General features: G+C 57.8%; 18 protein-coding genes. 11 read left to right on the forward strand and 7 right to left on the reverse strand.

From position 1 onward, the window contains the following. The first annotated feature begins 56 nt into the window (after nucleotides 1-56). Together znuA and ACTG19_RS16060 are read left to right on the forward strand one after the other, a co-directional pair. Nucleotides 57-989 (forward strand): zinc ABC transporter substrate-binding protein ZnuA, encoded by a 933-nt coding sequence (znuA, locus tag ACTG19_RS16055; RefSeq protein ID WP_088868439.1) that lies wholly within the window; start codon nucleotides 57-59, stop codon nucleotides 987-989. Nucleotides 990-1,056: 67 nt separating this feature from the next. Further along, the gene (locus ACTG19_RS16060; protein ID WP_005335848.1) at nucleotides 1,057-1,731 is read left to right on the forward strand and encodes a transglutaminase-like cysteine peptidase; all 675 of its coding nucleotides are present in this window, start codon (nucleotides 1,057-1,059) and stop codon (nucleotides 1,729-1,731) included. Here ACTG19_RS16060 and ACTG19_RS16065 read toward each other — a convergent pair. Next, on the reverse strand, nucleotides 1,726-2,667 hold the full coding sequence (locus ACTG19_RS16065) for a TAXI family TRAP transporter solute-binding subunit (RefSeq protein WP_274161114.1): 942 nt from the start codon (nucleotides 2,665-2,667) through the stop codon (nucleotides 1,726-1,728). The genes ACTG19_RS16060 and ACTG19_RS16065 overlap by 6 nt on opposite strands. Beyond that, nucleotides 2,664-3,962 carry a LapD/MoxY N-terminal periplasmic domain-containing protein gene (locus ACTG19_RS16070; protein ID WP_434471888.1) on the reverse strand — a complete coding sequence of 433 codons (1,299 nt, stop codon included), beginning with the start codon at nucleotides 3,960-3,962 and terminating at the stop codon, nucleotides 2,664-2,666. The genes ACTG19_RS16065 and ACTG19_RS16070 overlap by 4 nt, the downstream gene beginning before the upstream one ends. 260 nt (nucleotides 3,963-4,222) lie before the next feature. Between ACTG19_RS16070 and mepM the strand changes: the two genes are divergently transcribed. Then, the gene (mepM, locus tag ACTG19_RS16075; protein ID WP_113739853.1) at nucleotides 4,223-5,560 is read left to right on the forward strand and encodes a murein DD-endopeptidase MepM; all 1,338 of its coding nucleotides are present in this window, start codon (nucleotides 4,223-4,225) and stop codon (nucleotides 5,558-5,560) included. A gap of 70 nt (nucleotides 5,561-5,630) precedes the next feature. Here mepM and ACTG19_RS16080 read toward each other — a convergent pair whose 3' ends face one another. After that, on the reverse strand, nucleotides 5,631-6,575 hold the full coding sequence (locus ACTG19_RS16080; RefSeq protein ID WP_005363043.1) for a D-2-hydroxyacid dehydrogenase: 945 nt from the start codon (nucleotides 6,573-6,575) through the stop codon (nucleotides 5,631-5,633). A gap of 162 nt (nucleotides 6,576-6,737) precedes the next feature. Between ACTG19_RS16080 and ACTG19_RS16085 the strand changes: the two genes are divergently transcribed. Beyond that, the gene (locus tag ACTG19_RS16085; protein WP_005335839.1) at nucleotides 6,738-7,319 is read left to right on the forward strand and encodes a YjaG family protein; all 582 of its coding nucleotides are present in this window, start codon (nucleotides 6,738-6,740) and stop codon (nucleotides 7,317-7,319) included. Nucleotides 7,320-7,389: 70 nt separating this feature from the next. Here ACTG19_RS16085 and ACTG19_RS16090 read toward each other — a convergent pair whose 3' ends face one another. Beyond that, the gene (locus ACTG19_RS16090) at nucleotides 7,390-7,869 is read right to left on the reverse strand and encodes a MarR family winged helix-turn-helix transcriptional regulator (RefSeq protein ID WP_021231719.1); all 480 of its coding nucleotides are present in this window, start codon (nucleotides 7,867-7,869) and stop codon (nucleotides 7,390-7,392) included. A gap of 163 nt (nucleotides 7,870-8,032) precedes the next feature. On the opposite strand from ACTG19_RS16090, the gene ACTG19_RS16095 reads away from it, so the two are divergent. Both ACTG19_RS16095 and ACTG19_RS16100 read left to right on the forward strand, forming a co-directional pair. Further along, complete coding sequence (locus ACTG19_RS16095; RefSeq protein ID WP_069526903.1) at nucleotides 8,033-8,560, forward strand: hypothetical protein; 528 nt, start codon at nucleotides 8,033-8,035, stop codon at nucleotides 8,558-8,560. Nucleotides 8,561-8,569: 9 nt separating this feature from the next. Beyond that, the gene (locus tag ACTG19_RS16100) at nucleotides 8,570-10,168 is read left to right on the forward strand and encodes a BCCT family transporter (RefSeq protein ID WP_108541240.1); all 1,599 of its coding nucleotides are present in this window, start codon (nucleotides 8,570-8,572) and stop codon (nucleotides 10,166-10,168) included. A 118-nt stretch (nucleotides 10,169-10,286) separates the two neighbouring features. Here ACTG19_RS16100 and ACTG19_RS16105 read toward each other — a convergent pair whose 3' ends face one another. Further along, nucleotides 10,287-11,525: a multifunctional CCA addition/repair protein gene (locus tag ACTG19_RS16105; protein WP_113739852.1), complete on the reverse strand. Its 1,239-nt coding sequence runs from the start codon at nucleotides 11,523-11,525 to the stop codon at nucleotides 10,287-10,289. A 237-nt stretch (nucleotides 11,526-11,762) separates the two neighbouring features. On the opposite strand from ACTG19_RS16105, the gene mutY reads away from it, so the two are divergent. The 3 genes from mutY to mltC all read left to right on the forward strand — a co-directional run bounded on the left by mutY (nucleotide 11,763) and on the right by mltC (nucleotide 14,317). Then, entirely contained in the window at nucleotides 11,763-12,815 is a 1,053-nt protein-coding gene (mutY, locus tag ACTG19_RS16110) for an A/G-specific adenine glycosylase (protein ID WP_042052456.1), read from the forward strand. An 8-nt stretch (nucleotides 12,816-12,823) separates the two neighbouring features. Further along, complete coding sequence (locus ACTG19_RS16115) at nucleotides 12,824-13,096, forward strand: oxidative damage protection protein (protein WP_005335828.1); 273 nt, start codon at nucleotides 12,824-12,826, stop codon at nucleotides 13,094-13,096. Between the two features lie 117 nt (nucleotides 13,097-13,213). After that, a complete protein-coding gene (mltC, locus tag ACTG19_RS16120) occupies nucleotides 13,214-14,317 on the forward strand; it encodes a membrane-bound lytic murein transglycosylase MltC (protein WP_031227922.1) in 1,104 nt (367 codons plus the stop codon). A gap of 85 nt (nucleotides 14,318-14,402) precedes the next feature. Here mltC and ACTG19_RS16125 read toward each other — a convergent pair whose 3' ends face one another. Continuing rightward, on the reverse strand, nucleotides 14,403-14,789 hold the full coding sequence (locus tag ACTG19_RS16125; protein WP_005335826.1) for a YgiW/YdeI family stress tolerance OB fold protein: 387 nt from the start codon (nucleotides 14,787-14,789) through the stop codon (nucleotides 14,403-14,405). A gap of 254 nt (nucleotides 14,790-15,043) precedes the next feature. Here ACTG19_RS16125 and ACTG19_RS16130 point away from each other — a divergent pair, with 254 nt between their 5' ends. Together ACTG19_RS16130 and ompA are read left to right on the forward strand one after the other, a co-directional pair. After that, a complete protein-coding gene (locus tag ACTG19_RS16130; protein ID WP_113739851.1) occupies nucleotides 15,044-16,081 on the forward strand; it encodes an SGNH/GDSL hydrolase family protein in 1,038 nt (345 codons plus the stop codon). A gap of 265 nt (nucleotides 16,082-16,346) precedes the next feature. Next, the gene (gene ompA / locus ACTG19_RS16135; protein WP_005363030.1) at nucleotides 16,347-17,384 is read left to right on the forward strand and encodes a porin OmpA; all 1,038 of its coding nucleotides are present in this window, start codon (nucleotides 16,347-16,349) and stop codon (nucleotides 17,382-17,384) included. Between the two features lie 130 nt (nucleotides 17,385-17,514). Here ompA and ACTG19_RS16140 read toward each other — a convergent pair whose 3' ends face one another. Continuing rightward, nucleotides 17,515-18,537: a GGDEF domain-containing protein gene (locus ACTG19_RS16140; RefSeq protein ID WP_019445736.1), complete on the reverse strand. Its 1,023-nt coding sequence runs from the start codon at nucleotides 18,535-18,537 to the stop codon at nucleotides 17,515-17,517. Nucleotides 18,538-18,659 lie beyond the last annotated feature (122 nt).

Genomic DNA, 18,659 nt, shown 5'->3' on the forward strand with positions numbered 1-18,659 from the left:
ATAACAAAAAGCGGCTGTTATATTATCACATACTCACCCCCTGACGAGATTCACCAATGAGAATTATTGCGCTTTTCACTGCCCTGCTGGCGGTGAGTTTGCCTGTTCGTGCCATTGAGGTACTGACCACCATCAAGCCCCTTGGCTTCATCGCAGCAGCGATCACTGACGGGGTGAGCGAGCCCAAGGTATTGCTGCCGACCGGTGCCTCTCCCCACGATTTCTCCCTGCGTCCGTCCGATATTCGCAGCATCAACAGTGCCGATCTGGTGGTGTGGGTTGGCCCCGAGCTGGAAGGTTTTATGGCCAAGCCGCTGGCCAACCATCCCCATGCTCTGGCCCTGACTCAGGTTGAGGGGATGCCGCTGTTCAACTACGCGACTCAGGATAGTCACGACTCCCATGACCATGATGATCACGATCATGCCGCCCACGAGCACGGTGACCATGATGAAGGGCATGAAGGACATCATCACGAAGGGGTCGATCCCCATATCTGGCTTGGCCCGACGCAGTCCAAAGTGATTGCCAAGGCGATCGCAAGTGAATTGGGCAAGCTGGATCCGGCCAATCAGGCTCGCTATGACGCCAACCTCGCGGCATTTGATACCAAGGTGGATGCCAAAGACAAGGTGATTGCCGGCCAGATGAAGGCGGTGAATGAGAAGGGGTACTTTGTATTCCACGAGGCGTATGGCTACTGGGAGCGCCACTACGGCATGAGTTCAAAGGGTCACTTTACCGTGAGCCCTGAGCGTCGCCCTGGCGCCAAGACCCTGGTGGATATTCGCAAGGCACTGGAAGAGAAGCAGGCGAGCTGCATTTATGCCGAGCCGCAATTCTCACCGGCTGTGATCGAATCGGTGGCACGCAATACCGGCGCCAAGGTGCTGTTGCTTGATGAGGTGGGTGAACAGGTACCGCTCGGCCCGGATGGTTATCCCCAATTCATGCAGCAACTGGCAGACGCATTTGCCCAATGTCGCTGATCAGCGGCTGAGTCTCTCATCCGGAGGGGCTATACTGACCTCCAGCATCTGACATGGAGTGTCCGGTATGAAATGGTTGTTGATCCCGGCCTGCACGTTGGCGCTATGTTGCGCCAACGTGCAGGCTTCGCGTCTTTCCGAATATATTGCCAGTCCGGATCTGCGGGCCAAGCTGCAGGAAGTGTATGGTGGCCGCGCCATTCAACGGGCCGAGGCATTCTCTCGCCTGCTCACTCCCAGAGCGGGTACAACCGACCAGCAGAAGATCGAGCTGGTGAACAACTACTTCAACAATCTGACCTATAGCGAGGATCCCAAGCTGTGGGGAGATGAGGATTACTGGGCCAATCCGCTGGAGTTCATCGGTGCCCGGGGTGGGGATTGCGAGGATTACAGCATCTCCAAGTACTACACCCTGATGGAGCTGGGGGTGGATGAGAAGAAGCTGCGACTGGCCTACGTCAAGGCGGTGCGTTACAACCAATTCCACATGGTGACGCTCTACTTCCCGACGCCCAAGGCTGATCCACTGGTGCTCGACAACATCAACAGCCGGATCCTGCCGGGCAGCAAGCGTACCGACCTCATTCCCGTTTACAGTTTCGATGCCAAAAGCATCTGGATCATGAAGTCACGGCGGGAAGGGACGCTGGCGGGGAGTGCCGATCGGTTGGCGCAGTGGACATCGATGAAGACCCGTTTCTCCAGCGAGCAACTGCGCTCTCCCCGTCGTCAGTTATAGCTTGCCCGCCGCCTTCAACTCATCGAAATATTTCGCTGCGCCCGGATGCTGTTCAACACTCAGCACCGGGCCGGTTTTATTGCGTGCCCGGTGAAACATATTGGCGTAGCCATAAGTCTGCTCATTGAACTTGGTTTGCTGGGTCAGCATGGCCTTGGTCAGGCGATAGACAGACTCTTCCGGCATGCTGGCATTGGTAACCAGGGTGGCGGCAATGGCAAAGGTAGGGGTCGCCTTCAGATTGCCGGGGTAGATGCGGGCGGGCACCTGACTGCGCTGGTAATATTTGACCCCTTTGAGTAATTGATCTCGGGTGGCCCCATCAATGGGGAGGAAACTGACCGCGCAACGTTTGGCGGTGTCGAGCACAATCCGGTTAGGGTGTCCCATCACCAGTGCAAATGCGTCGATCTGCTTGCTGCAGAGCGCATCCGGCAGGTTGGCCATGCTCTTCAGATCGAGATCCTGCTCTTTCGCTCCCAAGATGTTGAACAGGGTCAGCGCCGTCTGGCGTGTTCCCGAGTTCTTCAACCCCATGTCGATGGGGGCGAGCTTGAGCTGTTCCAGTGAAGTGATATCGCCATCGGCACGGATCACTATGGTGAAGGGCTCGGCATGGGTGGCAAACAGGGCGCGCAGCTCAGGTTGCGGCTGCGTGGCAAAAGGGCCCAAGCCCTGGCTTGCCTGATATAGCCAGTCTGACTGCACCATGGCGTAGGAGGTCTCGCCACTCTTCAGCTGCTTCAGGTTTTCTATTGAACCCGATGAGCTCTGCAATGTGCACGCAAGTTGCTCATCGACCTCATGGGCCAGACGGCAAAACTCTTTGGTTATCTGGTGATAAATCCCCTGCTCACCCCCGGTGGTGATAGTGACGGTTTCAGCCATCAGGCAGGGTTGCCACATCAGGGGCAACAGCATGGCGAGCTTCTTCATGATTGCGCCTCCTTGGCATAACCATCGATACCCCAGGTCCGCAGTTTGTCGATGTCGCGGCACTCTCCCGATTCTGCCAGTAGGGTATAGCCAGCAGCATGCATGGTTTGGGAGAGCAGATTCCAGTAGAGCGGCTCATCGGTCAGCTGACAGCTGATAAAAATGGGATTGAGCGGGTCAAGTTGATTGAAGGTATCCGCATTGAGGGGAATGGCGCTGAAGGCGAGCTCACACCCCTGTTCCTGCAACGCAGCCAATGTGGCTTGGCCGTGGGCGGGAAAGGTGACCACATCCCAGCGCCAATCCAGAGTTTTGCCGCGGCCTTGGCTTAGCAGAGGGGCGATCTCGGACCATTGCGGGTGATTGAGCAGGGAGAGGGGCAGCAAGATCCCCTCTATATGAGAGTGCTGCCACTGTTGCAGGGCGCTCTGGATGGTTGCGAGATCGCTGTCGGCACCGAGGGGCTGACTGGGCAAGAAACGCTGATAGAGGGCGATCTCCCCTTGTGTGGAGACAAATTTTTGCAGTTGCCCGCCTTCCGGCAGTGGGCTCACTCCTTGCAGCGGCTGTGGGGGCGTCAGTGGCAGCTGTTTTCCCAGCTGGGTGATTTTGAGTCGTTGTTGCAGCAGATCCCGTTTGCGTTCGGAAACCAATTGGTTGATGGAAAGTGCCACTTCTTTGAGGTCTTGCAACCAGGGAGTAGGCAGGGTGCTGTTGAACTGGTGTTTGCGGATGCGGATCAGCTGTAGGTTGATCTGCTCCAGGGGCTGCAGCAGGCGTTTGCACACCAGGGAGATGATCAGGGTAAATACGACGAGGCCCGCCAGCAGTGCCAGACCGGTGCGACTGATGGCATTCCACAGATGCTGATAGGCGTAGCCGCTATGCCCCTCAAGGGTCAGAGTGCCCAGCATGCGCCAGCCATCGGTCAACTCTTGCTCAATTTTGACGGGGGGCATGCCGATAACCGAGGGAAGCCAGCCGGGGACATTTTGCTGGGTAGAGTGGAAGACCTTCTGAAACAGCAACTGGCCATCAGGATCGATCAAGGTGACCGAGCTGACGAAGCCGCCATCGAACATGGCATTGACGATGGTCTCGGCCAGCACATTGTCGTCATTGAGCAGGGTTCCTTGCAGCACCAGCCCGAGAGCGGTGATGGCGGTTTCCAGGTTGGCTGACATCTGGTCGAGGATGGATTGGCGGACCGTCGTGACTTCCAGTGCAAACAGCAGCGCTGCACCGATCAGGAACAGGACGACAATTATTCTGATTAACAGTTTTGCTAACGACATATCCACTCCATGGAAAAGTTATCGCAACATTCCAGGTTTCTATTCAGTATCGAATCCGACCCGGTTCTTAAAAATAGGAAAAAATGGTTAAAAAAGACGATCATTTCTGCCCATCCGGGCGGGTTATGCATAAAATGTGAGGTTCATGCAGATTGTGATGAACTATTTGTAACTATTTGTGTCCAACAAACAGTTTTATACGGTTTTGTCACAACTGACATCGCAACTCACACTCTTTAGATCTAAATACAGGATAGCGGATGAAACGTCTCCGTCCCTTGGTAGTACAGGCTGCCAATTGGGAACCACCGGTTCCCCGCAAACACTTTTACGCCATGCTGATGCTGACGGCCATGACCCTGTCAGCAGTGGCATTATTGCCAGCTCCGGGTGACATCCTCGAGCGGCCGCTGCGTCTTGAGTTGCCCATTGATACCGCAGGTACGGCAACCAACGAAAACAACACCGACTTTAACGAAATTCCCGATCACGAACTGGTTGAGCAGAGTGTGCCGGATGACGACATCCCGGTCGACACCACCCCCCAGTGGCAGGATTACCGGGTCCGCAACGGCGAAAACCTGACCGCCATTTTTAACAATCTCGGTCTCTCCACCACCACCCTCTACAAGGTGCTGGACGCGGACAACAAGAACTATCTGGCGCGCCTCAAGCCGGGCCAGAATATCGAGCTGCTGATCGATCAGGACAACATCCTGCAGCAACTCAAAATCCGCCTGAACATCAAGCAGACGCTGGTGATGGCGCGCAGCGATGATGCCTATACCGCCTCCATGATCAATGAGAAGGTTGAGTGGCAACCGCAGCGTTACAACGGCGTGATCAACGGCAGCTTCTATGTCAGTGCCCGCAATGCGGGGATTCCGGCCAACCATATCCAGAAAATTGCCAACCTGTTCCAGTGGCGGATGAATTTCGCCAAGGATCTGCAGAAGGGCGACAAGTTCAAAGTGCTGGTACGCCAGGAGACGGTGGAAGGCAAGAGCACTGGCAACAGCCAGCTGCTGGGTGTGGAAGTGACCAGCCAGGGCAAGACGGTGTCGGCCTGGCTCTCCGATGACGGCAACTATTACGACGGTCAGGGCAACAGTCTGGAGCGCGGATTCCGCCGCTACCCGACCCACAGCCGCTATCGGATCAGCTCCAATTTCAACCCGGCGCGCAAACATCCGGTAACCGGTATGGTGCGTCCTCACGAGGGCACCGACTTTGCGGTGCCGGTGGGCACGCCAGTGCTGGCGACCGGTGATGGTATCGTCCAGAAGGCAACCAGCCACCCGCTGGCGGGCACTTATATCGTCATCAAACATGGCCGTACTCTCTCTACCCGTTATCTGCACCTGAGCAAGCTGCTGGTCAAAACCGGTCAGCGAGTGAAGATGGGCGACAAGATCGGCCTCTCCGGCAATACTGGTCGCTCGACCGGTGCTCACCTGCACTACGAGCTGCGGATCAACAACCGCCCGGTCAATGCCATGACAGCCAAGCTGCCGATGGCTGAACCGCTCAGCGGCAAGGAGCGTCGTCAGTTCCTTGCCAAGGTGAAGAGCTACCGCAAGGAGCTGGCCGCGGGTTGATTCCTGTCGTCACAGCCTGAAATGAAAGGCCCCGCCAGATTGGCGGGGCCTTTTTACATGCGCAGTGAGGTCAGTAACCCTTGTCGAAGTCGATTTTGCCATCCAGTGGCTGGCCATCGATAAAGCGGATGTAGTTGCGCACAAAGATCTGGGCTACATCATCCGGGAAGCTGTAGGCGCTGTTGTGGGGGGTGACGATGAGGTTGGGTTGGCCCCACAGTGGACTGTCGGCGGGCAGCGGCTCCTGCTCGAACACATCCAGCACTGCCATCGCCAGCTTGCCGGTGCGCAGTGCGGTGAGCAGATCGCCCGAGTGTACGGCGCTGCCACGGCCGACGTTGAACAGGATGGCGCCCGGTTTGCAGTGTTCGAAGCGGGCGGCATTGAACAGATGACGGGTATCGCGGGTGGCTGGCAGCACGCTGACGATGACATCTGCCTGCGCCAGCATCTTGTTGAGCGCAGGTAGCTGATAAACCTGATCAAACCCGGCCCGCTCCCGACCGCTGCGGCTGATGCCCAGCACCTTCATGCCAAAATGTTTGCCGGTGTGGGCGATATGCTGGCCAATGCTGCCAGTACCCAGGATCAGCATGGTGCGCCCCTTGAGGCCCTGATAGGGGTGGCTTTGCCACAGTCGCTGTTTCTGCTGCTCCCGATAAAGGGGGATTTGGCGCATCAGGCTGAGCAGATGACCAAAGACATACTCGCTCATCAGCGGGCCGAAGATGCCACGCACATTGGTGAGTTGATAGTCACGGCGACTGTCAGGGTCGAGCAGCACATCGACTCCCGCATAGGTGGACTGGAACCAGCTCAGCTTGTTGGCTTTGGGCAGCAGCGGTTTGGCGCGGGCCGGTTCGGCCATCAGAATATGGGCTTCGCCGATCAGCTTCTCGGCATCGCTCTGGTTATCGGCCCGCAGAATGCGCAGGTGGGGGAGGTTGGCGGCCTTGAGCAGCCGTTCGTAGTGAGCATTATCCTGGCTGAGCAAAAGAAGGGTACGTTGGCTCATACTCTTGTTCCTTATCAGAATTTGCGGCGCAACAAGATGCCGCTCTCGACCCATCTTACCTGACTTCATATCGCAACATAGCCGACCAGGGCGCTTTTTCGTTTTCGCCGCGCCCCTCGTGGGCTACAATCTGCCCCACATTTTGCAAAGGATCCGACTCCAGTGTTTGGTGACAAGTTTTATAAGCGACTGGCCGAGCTACAGCCTTGGCAACAGACCGTCTACACCCTGGCGCTGGCAGAGCGCATGTACCCCAACTATGCCCTGTTCTGTCAGGCTTCCGGCTTTGGCAATGCAGGCGCTTTCCGGCATGCGCTGGATCAGATGTGGGTCTACCTCACCGTCAAGGGATCCCGGGTCAATCTGGGTGCCATTCTCGAAGAGTTCGAGTCTCACATTCCGGACCCCCGCAAGTTTGAATCCTACGGTGCCTATCCGGCGCTGGATGCCTGTGTTGCGCTGGGCTGCGCCTATAACTCGGTGATCTGCCGGGTTGGCGAAGAGGCCAACGATGCCAGTCATGCGTCAGTCGGTACCGTGGCCGGTTTTATCGAGCTGCTGGAAGAGCGGGATCTGACCGAAGAGGAGCTCTACGAGCACGAGTACATGGAAGCCGAGCTGGAGTTCCAGGTCGAGCTGCTCAAGCGGGTTGCTCATGAGCGCGACAGCGATCGTATCCTGGCCATCAGAGTATTCGCCTCTCAGGATGGCGTCTCCAATATCGGGATCAGCCTGGAAGAGTAATCCTCTGCGGCCCCTGATCGAAAAAGCTCCCGTTCGGGAGCTTTTTTTATGCCTGAAATTGTTCAGCAGCTTATGCCTGCTCTTCGGTGAGGGGTCTGACGCTCAGCACCGGGGCTGCGTCGATTTCGTCTGCATTCATCATGGCGGAGATGCGTTGCAGGGAAGAGAGCAGCAGGGTCTGTTCCCACGCTTCCAGCGCCTGAAAACGCTGGATGAAGCGCTCTTGCAGCGGGGTCGGGGCCTGGGCCAGCAGGGCGCGGCCTGCGTCAGTCAGTGTCGCGTGAACCTTGCGCTTGTCGGTATTGCTGCGAACGCGCTGCACCAGTTGACGGCTCTCCAATCGGTCCATGATGGTGGTGGCGGTGGCCTGGCTCATGTTGGTGTGATCGGCCAGCTGACGCATGGAGATCTGTCCCAACTCGTCGATCCCTTTGAGCAGCAAGAGTTGCGGGGAGGTGAGCCCGGCTTCTTTGATCAAGCGCCTGGAGTGCATGTCGATGGCACGAATAATCTGGCGCAGGGCGACCAGCACTTCATCATGTTTTTCCATGGGGTGTGCGTCATTGGAGGGCTATGGAGAGGGGCAAAATTTTCCGCCTAATTCGTCACAAGGTCAATATGGTTTTTGTTGTAATAATTTCTGCTCTAATTAATTTTGTGTTAGGTTGACGGGTATTTCACGGAATTCACCCTGACATTTGAGGAGCGAAATGATGAATGACGAGCTGGATATCAAGTCTCTGGTGGCCGAGTTACGTGTGGTCAGAGTGCGCTATGAACTGCCGGATACCTCGGCTTTTGTGCGCTATCAGCCTGCCTATGATGAAGACCCCAACAACCTCAAGGTGCACCACTATGATGGTGAGTTACCCCTCTCTTGCAGTGAGACAGGTACTTTCAACCTAAAGGAGTTGGTGAATGAATTACGCTACGCCTATGTGCTGGTGCACCTCTTTCCTGACGAAAGTGCCATGAACTTCTATCTGACCGGCCTCGATACCGGCCTGGCCCAGCTGGAGTTCATCGGCGGCTCTTACGACTTCAACCGCCTCTGGATCACCAGCGGTGTCTCCAATTTGGGTGTCCCCATGGCCATCTTCCTTGGCAAGCGTCACGCCGTGAACGGCCAGCCCTCGGTTTCGCTGGTGGATCACCGCGAACAGGCGGCCGGCAAACTGGTCTATCGTGCCATCGGCGGGGCCGGTGATCATGTGGGCGAAGACTTTTTCAACAACGACTAAGGAGGCTGGATGCGAGCAAGCAAAGGGCTATTGAAAGGCCTCAACCCCACCATGGCCATGACGGCCCTCACCGTGATCACCCTGTTTTTGCTGTTTGGCGTTTTTGTTCCCGATACCGCAGCCGCCTGGTTTGTCGGTGCCAAGGATCAGATTATTGCCGGGTTCAAGTGGTACTACATTCTGGTGGTCGCCCTGTTCCTGTTCTTCGCTGTCTACCTGATGTTCAGCCGTTTTGGCAGCATCCGACTGGGTGACGACGACCAGGTACCGGAGTTCGGCTACTTCGCCTGGTTCTCCATGCTCTTTAGCGCGGGCATGGGGATCGGTCTGGTGTTCTGGAGCATCGCCGAGCCGATGAACCATCTGCAGGGCAATCCGTTCATTACCGAAGGGATGACCCCGGAAGCGGCCCAGATCGCCATGCGCCTCACCTTTTTCCATTGGGGCCTGCACCCCTGGGCCATCTATGTGATCGTTGGCTTGTCGCTGGCTTTTTTCAGTTATCGCCGCAAGTTGCCGCTGGCTATTCGCTCCGTGCTTTACCCCATTCTCGGTGAGCGCATCTACGGCTTCTGGGGCCATGCGGCCGATGTGCTGGCGGTGTTCGGCACCGTGTTCGGGGTGGCAACCTCCCTCGGTCTGGGGGTCTCCCAGATGAATACCGGCCTCAACCAGATGTTCGGTATGGCAGTGTCGCAGTCCAACCAGCTCTGGCTGATTGGCGGTATCAGCCTGATCGCCACTCTGTCGGCGGTTTCCGGGGTCGGGCGCGGGGTGAAGATCCTCTCCGAGCTCAATATCTGGTTGAGCGTGTTCGTGCTCGCACTCTTTCTGGTGCTGGGGCCGACCACCTATATCCTCAACGCCTATGTGCAGAACATCGGTGATTACCTGCAGAACATCGTCAAACTGAGCTTCTGGACCAACACCGAGGCCAACGGCACCTCGGCCTGGCAGTCGAGCTGGACGGCGTTTTACTGGGGCTGGTGGATTGCCTGGGCGCCGTTTGTCGGCATGTTTATCGCCCGCATTTCCAAGGGGCGTACTATCCGCGAGTTTGTGCTCGGTGTGCTGCTGGTACCCTCGCTGCTCGGCATGTTCTGGCTCACCGTGTTTGGCGGTACGGCGATGAATCTGGAGCTGTTTGGTGGCGGCGGCGTGGTCGCGGCGGTCAATCAGGATGTGACGCTGGCGCTCTACAAGACGGTCGAGCTGTTGCACTGGGATACCTTCGGCTGGATCGCCAAGGCCGTGTTGACCCTGCTCATCTGCACCTACTTCATCACCTCCAGTGACTCGGGCACGCTGGTCATCACCACCCTGCTCTCCATCGGTGATCAGGAGCCGCCGGTACTGCACCGCGCCATATGGGGTCTGGGGCAGGGGCTGGTTGCCGCTATTCTGCTGGTTTCCGGCGGCCTGGCGGCCTTGCAGGCGGCCAGCATCATAGCCGCGCTGCCCTTCTCGGTGATCATGCTGGCGATGTGCTATTCGCTGATGCTGGGGCTCAAGCAGGAGAGCCAGCGCCAGTTTGAGTATCGCCAGAATCTCAAGCGCCACGATGGCTCATCCCATATGAGCCTGATGGAGCGAATTGGTCCGGCATAACGGCACCAGCAGGGGTTAGCACCCCTTCACATATAAACCTGGATGCAAAACGGCCGCCCTGGCGATGTTCTCCTTGCGGAGCTCATCATCAGAGCGGCCGTCTGTTATGGGGCCGAGGTTACTCCTCGATAAAGGTCCACTCATCCTTGATGCGGCTGATGGCATCGGTGCGCTTTTTGGCGAGCTGCTCCTTGATCTCTTCTCCCTTGTAACCGGCCGCCACTATCTCTTTCACCGGCACCGCTTGGGCGGCAGCCAGCGCTTCGGCCACATAGTCCGGCTCGGCGTAGACCCGCTCCTCGAAACCGGTACGGCCGTGGAAGTCGGCGCGGCAGGCATCCAGCAACTGGGCAAAGCGCTCGGGGCGGCGCCAGGCATCCGCCTTGTCGAACACCTTGAGCAGGGTGGCGGGCTTGAGTTCAAAGGCGATGTGGATGTGGGTGTGCAGATCGCTCACCAGCAGCGCCAGATCCCGGCACTCGTTGGGAACCCGGAACCGCTCGCACAGGGCGCGAATAAGCGGCAGCCCCTTCTGGCCGTGACCGTGATGGCTTGGCCAGAACTCCTTGGGGGTTACTCCCTTGCCAAGGTCGTGGCAGAGGGCGGCAAAGCGCACTGTCAGCTCGGGGGAGATCCGGCACGCCTGCTCCAGCACCATCAGGGTGTGGATGCCGGTGTCGATCTCCGGGTGCCACTTGGCCGGGGCGGGGACGCCGAACAGAGCGTCGATTTCGGGGAAGAGTGCCTTGAGGGCGCCGCACTGGCGCAGCACCTCGATAAAGATCTGCGGGGTCGGCCCCAGCAGCACCTTCTCCAGCTCCTTCCAGACTCGCTCCGGCGTGAGGTGGGCCAGCTCGCCAGCGGCCGTCATCTCGCTCATCAGGGCGAGGGTTTCCGGCGCGATGGTAAAGCCCTGAGCGTGGAAGCGGGCGGCGAAGCGGGCGACCCGTAGGATGCGCAGCGGATCTTCGGCAAAGGCGGGAGATACGTGGCGCAGCAGCCGCTTTTCCAAATCCTCGATGCCACCGTAGGGATCGTGGAGCTGGCCCTGATCATCTTCGGCGATGGCGTTGATGGTGAGATCCCGGCGCAGCAGATCCTGCTCCAGCGTCACATCGGGGGCGGCGTGGCAGACAAAACCGGTGTAGCCCTGACCCTGTTTGCGTTCGGTACGGGCGAGAGCATATTCCTGCTGGGTTTTGGGGTGAAGAAACACGGGAAAGTCGCGACCGACCTGGGTAAAACCCAGCGCCAGCATCTGCTCCACGGTGGCGCCGACCACCAGATGATCCCTGTCGCCCTGCGGCAATCCCAGCAGGCGATCCCGCACTGCGCCCCCAACCAGATAAGTCTGCAAACCGTCTCTCCCGTCATAAATCGTGGGGCCGAGTATATCGTCTTTGTTATCGCTTTGCTGCCTGACCACCACCTGCCCGCAGCGCCAGTCAGCGCGGCTTTGACTTGGCCGTGACGAGGCCTTACGCTGCCGCACCAGATAGCTGGCGCTGTGCTGCGGGATGACTTTATGCCCGCTCAGGCCAGATGAGCCGAAGGAACCGCAGAGCTCCCCTTATATCAACGACATGAGAACAACGTGAATCAATCAACCTTCGCAAGCCGGGTTCTGGAGTGGTACGAGCTTCATGGCCGCAAAACCCTGCCCTGGCAGCAGGAGAAGACCCCTTACCGGGTCTGGGTCTCGGAGATCATGCTGCAGCAGACTCAGGTCGCTACAGTCATCCCCTATTACCAGCGTTTTATGGCGCGCTTCCCGGATGTGGTGGCGCTGGCCGATGCCCCTGTCGACGAGGTGCTGCACCACTGGACCGGGCTTGGCTACTACGCCCGGGCCCGCAACCTGCACAAGGCGGCCCAGCAGATCCGCGATCATCACCACGGCCTCTTTCCCGAGCGCTTTGACGAGGTGATGGCGCTGCCGGGGATTGGCCGCTCAACCGCCGGGGCCGTGCTGTCGCTCTCTCTAGGTCAGCCCCACGCCATCCTTGATGGCAACGTGAAGCGGGTGCTTACCCGCTGGCTGGCGCTGCCGGGCTGGCCCGGCCAAAAACAGGTGGAGAACGAGCTGTGGGAGATCGCCATCCGGCTCACCCCCAAGCTGGGAGTGGCGCAATACAATCAGGCAATGATGGATATCGGGGCCACTATCTGCACCCGCAGCAAGCCTGCCTGTGATCGCTGCCCGGTGCGGGCCGATTGCCAGGGGCTGTCGCAAGGCAAGCCTACCGCTTATCCCAACAGCAAGCCCAAGAAGAGCATTCCGGCTCGCGATGGCATCATGCTGTTGATCCGCCATGGTGACGAGTTATTGCTGGAGAAGCGGCCGCCACAGGGGATCTGGGGCGGGCTCTACTGCTTCCCGCAGGTGGCCTCGCTGGCGGAGGTGGATGGTCTGCTGGCATCCCTCGGCCTGAGCCATCACGGTTATCGTGAACTGGCCGGTTTTCGCCATACCTTCAGCCACTTCCATCTCGATATTCAGCCGCTGCTGATTGACATTGATGAGGCGCAGCCGCTGCGGCTCATGGAAGCAGATAACCGACTCTGGTATAACTTACGCCATCCTGCCGAGGTGGGGCTGGCGGCCGCCACGGCCCGTCTCCTCGCCTATCCAGAGTTACAACCATAGAGGTCAACATGAGCCGTACTGTATTTTGCCAACGCCTGAAAAAAGAGGGCCCGGGTCTGGATTTCCAACTCTATCCCGGTGAGCTCGGCAAGCGGATTTTTGACAACATCAGCAAGGAAGCCTGGGCCGAGTGGCAGAAGAAGCAGGTGATGCTGATCAACGAGAAAAAGCTCAACATGATGAATCTTGAGCATCGCCAACTGCTGGAAAAAGAGATGGTCAGCTACCTGTTTGATGCAGGTGAGGTGCAGATCGAAGGTTACACCCCGCCTGCCCAGTAAGCTCTCCGGCTGTTGTACGTGTGAACAGGTGCGGGAATGGCGCCACACTGGCGTGACCGCTCCTGAAGTCGCAGCAAATGAATGATGGGCAGCTCTGCTGCCCGGTTTGAGGATCCTATGGGCCGAATTTTTTGGCTGCTGTGCACCCTGCTGTTTCTCTCTGCCTGCTCATCTTCCCCCAAGCCCAGCGGGAGTGAGGATGACGATCTGGTCAACGGCAAGGACATCCGCGGTTTTGAACACATGATCAGCGCGCTCTCCCATAACGTGAACGAGATATGGGGGCGGGAGGCGCTGTTTGCGGGCAAGTTTGACTACGTCAAATACACGGATCAGTACAAGAGCCGGGCCCACATCGACTTCTCCAGCGGTCACATCATGGTGGAGACGGTCTCGGGCATCGATCCCCGCGCTCACCTGCGCCGCGCCATCATCGAGACTCTGCTGACCCCGGACGATCCGGCGGAAGTGGATCTGTACTCCGACCGGGAAATTTTGACCGGCGGCGAGCCTTTCCTCTACGGTCAGGTGCTGGACAATCAGCGCCAGCCAATCCGCGCCTCCTGGCGCGCCGAGCGTTATGCCGATTACCTGCTCAACACGGCGATGAAGAAGCGCACTCTGGGGATTCGCACCATCTTCTTCGTCGATATTCCCATGGTGGCCAACCATGAAGATCGACGGGGCTACAAGTATGCGGGGATCATCCGGGAAGCGTCGCGCAAATACGGCGTGCCGGAGAGCCTGATCTATGCGGTGATCAAGACCGAGAGCAGCTTCAACCCCTATGCGGTGAGCCATGCCAACGCTTATGGCCTGATGCAGGTGATCCCGGCTACTGCCGGTCGTGACGTCTATGTGCGGGTCAAGGGCAAGAATGGCCAGCCAACCCGGGAGGAGCTGTTCAACCCGGCCTACAACATCGATGTCGGTACCGCCTATCTGCACCTGTTGCAGACCGTCTATCTGGCGGATATTCAGGATCCGCGCTCCCGTCGTTATGCGGTGATCTCCGCCTATAACGGTGGTGCGGGCGGGGTACTCAATACCTTCTCCAGCGATCGCAAGGCGGCGCCGGGCCGGATCAACCGGCTCTCCCCCGAGGCGGTCTATCAGGTGTTGACCGAGCAGCATCCCAAAGAGGAGGCGCGCCGTTACCTCTACAAGGTCAATCAGGCCGAGAAGGGGTTCAAGAGAGCTTTTTCTAGTCGGGCCGGTTAAGCTGTGACGCTGGGTTAACCATGCAAAAGGGCGCTTGATATCAAGCGCCCTTTTAACGTCTGGCCAGTTCGTCGTTGAAGTGGCCTTATTTGGCGATAAAGCCGCCCTTGGTCTGCGGGGCCGCGCCCACTTTCTCCAGGGTTTTCACTTCCACTTCGGTTTTGTTCCAGCTGTGGTCCACTTCACCACGGATGCGGATCTGATCATCCGGGCCCACTTCGGTGCCGCGCCACACATCCTGATCCACTTCGACCTCCACCTCACCGCTGGCATCACGGAACAGATAATTCTCGCCGCCCAGGTGCTTGACCAGTTTCCCTTCCAGGGTGGCCCAGCTGTCATCGGCCAGATCTTTCAGTTGAGCAACGGAAACCTTGTTCTGCTCCTGCGGGCCGGTATAGGCCGCCATGGCAAAAGAGGAGACAGACATCAGGGTCAACAGTCCGATTACGCTTGCGCTTGCCTTGTTCATTTCATACTCCTGTCGTTGGTATGAGGGCATTGTGCCGGGGGGGGCGTGAAACAAGCGTGAAAGAAATAGGCTGGTGTGATTGTCTGTTTTGTGAGCGCAATCGATTTCATCGGTGGCGGAACATGTGTGATTTCATCTGGAACTGTAATCTGTCGCCTTCACCAGAAGTCAGTGGCAGCAGACTCTTCCCATGCCTGTCGCCACTCGAGGAGAAGTCCGCAGGTCTCACCTGCTTAATCGAAGAGCATAACAATATGAAAAAATGGCTTGTTTGTTTATTGGGGTTAATGGCATTGACCGCGCAAGCGGCAGAGGGACGCCAACCTTTTTCCCGGGTCGTGATGTTTGGTGACAGCCTCTCCGACACCGGCAAGATGTACAAAAAGATGCGGGGGTATCTCCCCTCCAGCCCACCTTACTTCAACGGGCGTTTCAGCAACGGCCCGGTGTGGCTGGAGCAGTTGGGTGACGAGCGTTTCCCCGGTCTGGTCGTGGCCAACGAGGCGGAAGGCGGTGCGACCGCGGTGGCCTATAACCATCTGGGGGCTCTGAACGGCTGGCTCGGTTTCTGGTCCTGGGACCCCAAATATCAGGTGATCAACAACCTCGATTACGAGATCGATCAGTTCCTGAAAAAGGACAAGTTCCGTCCCGATGATCTGGTGGTGATCTGGGTCGGTGCCAACGACTATCTGGCCTATGGCTGGAACACCGAGCGGGATGCGGATCGGGTGATCGATACCATCCGGCTGGCATCCAACCGGTTGGTGCTCAACGGTGCGCAGCAGATCCTGCTGTTCAACATCCCGGATCTGGGGCAGACCCCGTCAGCCCGCAGCATGAAGGTGGTGGAGAAGGTGCGCCATGTGGCCAGCTACCACAACCAGAAGTTGCAGAACCTCACTCGCGAGCTGGCTCCCCTTGGCATCGTGAAGCTGTTCGAAGTGGACAAGCAGTTTGACGAGATGATGCGCGATCCCCAGCAGTTTGGTCTGAGTGACACAGAACACGCTTGCTACGGTGGCGGCTATACGTGGAAGCCATTCTCCGGCAGCGCCGCCGAGGTGGCTGCGACCCCGGCTTTGAGTGTCTCCGAAAGAGTGGCTATTACCGGTAACCCGATCCTGGCGCAGGCGGTGGTGAGCGGGCAAGCAAAAGGGCGAGCCGCAACTCTCAACTGCGATGAGCATATGTTCTGGGATCAGGTGCATCCGACCAGGACGGTGCACAAGGTACTGAGCCAGCGTGTTGCTGACTTTATCGATCAGCACTACGAGTTTGTTCGTCACTGATATCGCTTCGGGCCAGCATGTTGCTGGCCTTTTTTCCCTTTCAGCCCTCATCTGTGCGTCTTTTTGCGTCACATCCAGTTCAAATAACAAACGTTTGTTGCTGTTTTTGTAACGTGGTTGCGTTAGAGTGTTTTTTGTTAATTGATATCAGTGACTTGAAAATAGGCTAACGTTGATATGCTGCGATCGCTTTTGGGTGGTTGCACCTATAAGACGAGGTGATATCAATCAACCTCCTCCTACATAAAGTTGCAGAGGCTCAAACATGAAAAAATCATTGATTACCTTGCTGGTTACCGGCTTGCTGGCTGCCAATGCCCAGGCTGCCGGTCAAGACAACACCTGGTATGGCGGTGCCAAACTGGGTTGGTCCAACTTCTACGGCATTGATGAAAGCAATGCCCTGACCCTTGGCAATGAGACCAACGATGCCTTGGGGGCAGGCGTGTTTGGCGGTTATCAGATCAACCAGAATCTGGGGCTGGAGCTGGGTTACGACTATCTGGGCAATTACAAATACGATGCCACTACGGCGGCAGGCGCTTTCAGTGATGAAGTAAAAGCACAGCTGGCTCAACTGACCCTGAAACTGGGTTTCCCGGTTACCGATAATCTGGATCTGTATGGTCGTGTCGGTGGCGGTTATGGCTGGGCTGATACCAAGAGCGATGTCTACAAAGATGACAGCCGCTTTGTCATGGTCGGTGCACTGGGTGCCGAGTATGCGTTCAATCTCGACTGGGCCGCTCGCCTGGAGTACCAGTACACCACCCCGTATGGCAGCCGCGATGATACCGGTCTGAGAATGGATAACGGCCTGCTCTCACTGGCAGCGGTTTATCGCTTTGGTCAGGTTGCCCCTGTGGCGCCCGCCCCGGCTCCGGAACCTGCTCCTGCACCTGTGATGGTTGAGAAGCAGTTTACCCTGAGCTCCGATGTGCTGTTTGACTTCAACAAGGCGACCCTCAAGCCAGAGGCCAGTCAGGCACTGGATAGCCTCTATAGCCAGATTGAAGAAGCACGACCCAAAGATGGCGTGGCAACCGTAATTGGTCACACCGACCGTATCGGTTCCGATGCCTACAACCAGAAGCTTTCCGAACAGCGTGCCCAGACCGTTGCCAACTATCTGGTTGGTAAAGGGATCCCGGCCGCCAAGATCAATGTGGAAGGGCGTGGTAAATCCTCGCCGGTTACCGGCGACAGCTGCGTCAGCAAGTCCAAGCGTGAGCTGATCGTCTGTCTGGCTCCGGATCGCCGTGTTGATGTGAAAGTCGAAGGTGTCAGCGAGGTGCAGGAGTAATCCTTCACACTGAGCAGAGTTCCACTGGGGCTGGAATGAACAGCCCCTGTCGGAGCAAGAGAGACCAAAAAGCCAGTCAGTTGATCTGACTGGCTTTATACATTGGCATTGCGGTCGGGCAGGGGACAAATCAGGAAGGGAGCGGCATCACCCGGTTGCGCCCCAGCTCCTTGGCCTTGTATAGCAGCTTGTCGGTACGTTCGACCAGACAGTCTGCGCTCTCCTGACCGTTGAACTCGCCCACGCCAAACGAGGCTGTGATGTGGTCGATGCGGCGGCCCGATTTGCGATCCAGAATCGACATCCGCTCGATGGCGCGGCGCATGCTTTCCGCCATCTGTCTGGCCAACGCCAGCGAGCGATGGGGGACCAGCATAGCGAACTCCTCCCCACCCAGCCGATAGGCGGTGACCCCCTCCTTGCAGGCATCGCGCAGCCGTTTGCTGAAGGCGCGCAGCACCTGATCGCCGAGCAGGTGACCGTACTCGTCGTTGAAGTTCTTGAAGCGATCGATATCGGCGAGGATCAGCGAGAAGGGGTGCTGGCTGCGGATCAACCCCTCCAGCTCCAGATCGAAGGCGCGGCGGTTGAGCAGGTTGGTGAGGGCATCCTCGTTGGCCAGTTTGCGTGTCTCGTTGAGCGCCGCCCGCAGTTCCTTGATCTCTTTTTCCGCATTGCTGAGCTGGTTGCGAAAGTGCATGGTGGACATGCGCACATCCCGCGATTCGCGCACCAGCTCTCGCAGGATCCCCATGGTGTCTTCCAGGCTGAAGCCCTCGTCATCAATGCGGCTGAGCTTGTCAAAACTCTTGTCGAGCATTTCCTGAAACATGCCGGTATCGGAGATGGCGTCCTGCATGGAGTGGCCTAGCTCGTTGGCCATGGCAGCGAGGCTCAGTTTCATCGCCTCCATCTGCTTCTCGTCCTGAGCGGCCAGATACTGGTGATAGAGTCGCTCGCAGGTGGTGAGCGAGCAGGTTCCCTGCATTTTGACTGCCTGATCAATCGCCTGGTTGAGCTCGGGCATGCTGGCCGAGACATAGTTGTACCACAGGTGGTAATTGTCCGGCGTCGTGGGGATCTGGTACTTGATCATCAAGGGAACCGCCTGTTTGAGATAGGCGGCGGATTGGGCAAATGTGTCCTTACTCATGAGTTCTGTGTCTCATCATGCCAGCGAACTGAAGATAGTATGACAGAGAGATTGGCCAAAAGGCAGCCGATGGATGCCATTCGCCCCCCCCTCCGATATAATGGCACCGTTACCACCTACCC

It is taken from the genome of Aeromonas sp. 3P, assembly GCF_051919745.1.
Taxonomy (GTDB): Bacteria; Pseudomonadota; Gammaproteobacteria; order Enterobacterales; family Aeromonadaceae; genus Aeromonas; species Aeromonas veronii.

Bases quoted from the DNA above. Each gene is read 5' to 3' on its own strand.
- znuA (WP_088868439.1), top strand. From the start codon at position 57: ATGAGAATTATTGCGCTTTTCACTGCCCTGCTGGCGGTGAGTTTGCCT.
- ACTG19_RS16140 (WP_019445736.1), bottom strand. From the start codon at position 18,537: ATGAGTAAGGACACATTTGCCCAATCCGCCGCCTATCTCAAACAGGCG.
- ACTG19_RS16095 (WP_069526903.1), top strand. From the start codon at position 8,033: ATGAATGACGAGCTGGATATCAAGTCTCTGGTGGCCGAGTTACGTGTG.
- ACTG19_RS16115 (WP_005335828.1), top strand. From the start codon at position 12,824: ATGAGCCGTACTGTATTTTGCCAACGCCTGAAAAAAGAGGGCCCGGGT.
- ACTG19_RS16090 (WP_021231719.1), bottom strand. From the start codon at position 7,869: ATGGAAAAACATGATGAAGTGCTGGTCGCCCTGCGCCAGATTATTCGT.
- ACTG19_RS16065 (WP_274161114.1), bottom strand. From the start codon at position 2,667: ATGAAGAAGCTCGCCATGCTGTTGCCCCTGATGTGGCAACCCTGCCTG.
- mepM (WP_113739853.1), top strand. From the start codon at position 4,223: ATGAAACGTCTCCGTCCCTTGGTAGTACAGGCTGCCAATTGGGAACCA.
- mltC (WP_031227922.1), top strand. From the start codon at position 13,214: ATGGGCCGAATTTTTTGGCTGCTGTGCACCCTGCTGTTTCTCTCTGCC.
- ACTG19_RS16080 (WP_005363043.1), bottom strand. From the start codon at position 6,575: ATGAGCCAACGTACCCTTCTTTTGCTCAGCCAGGATAATGCTCACTAC.
- ACTG19_RS16125 (WP_005335826.1), bottom strand. From the start codon at position 14,789: ATGAACAAGGCAAGCGCAAGCGTAATCGGACTGTTGACCCTGATGTCT.
- ACTG19_RS16060 (WP_005335848.1), top strand. From the start codon at position 1,057: ATGAAATGGTTGTTGATCCCGGCCTGCACGTTGGCGCTATGTTGCGCC.
- ompA (WP_005363030.1), top strand. From the start codon at position 16,347: ATGAAAAAATCATTGATTACCTTGCTGGTTACCGGCTTGCTGGCTGCC.
- ACTG19_RS16100 (WP_108541240.1), top strand. From the start codon at position 8,570: ATGCGAGCAAGCAAAGGGCTATTGAAAGGCCTCAACCCCACCATGGCC.
- ACTG19_RS16130 (WP_113739851.1), top strand. From the start codon at position 15,044: ATGAAAAAATGGCTTGTTTGTTTATTGGGGTTAATGGCATTGACCGCG.
- ACTG19_RS16070 (WP_434471888.1), bottom strand. From the start codon at position 3,962: ATGTCGTTAGCAAAACTGTTAATCAGAATAATTGTCGTCCTGTTCCTG.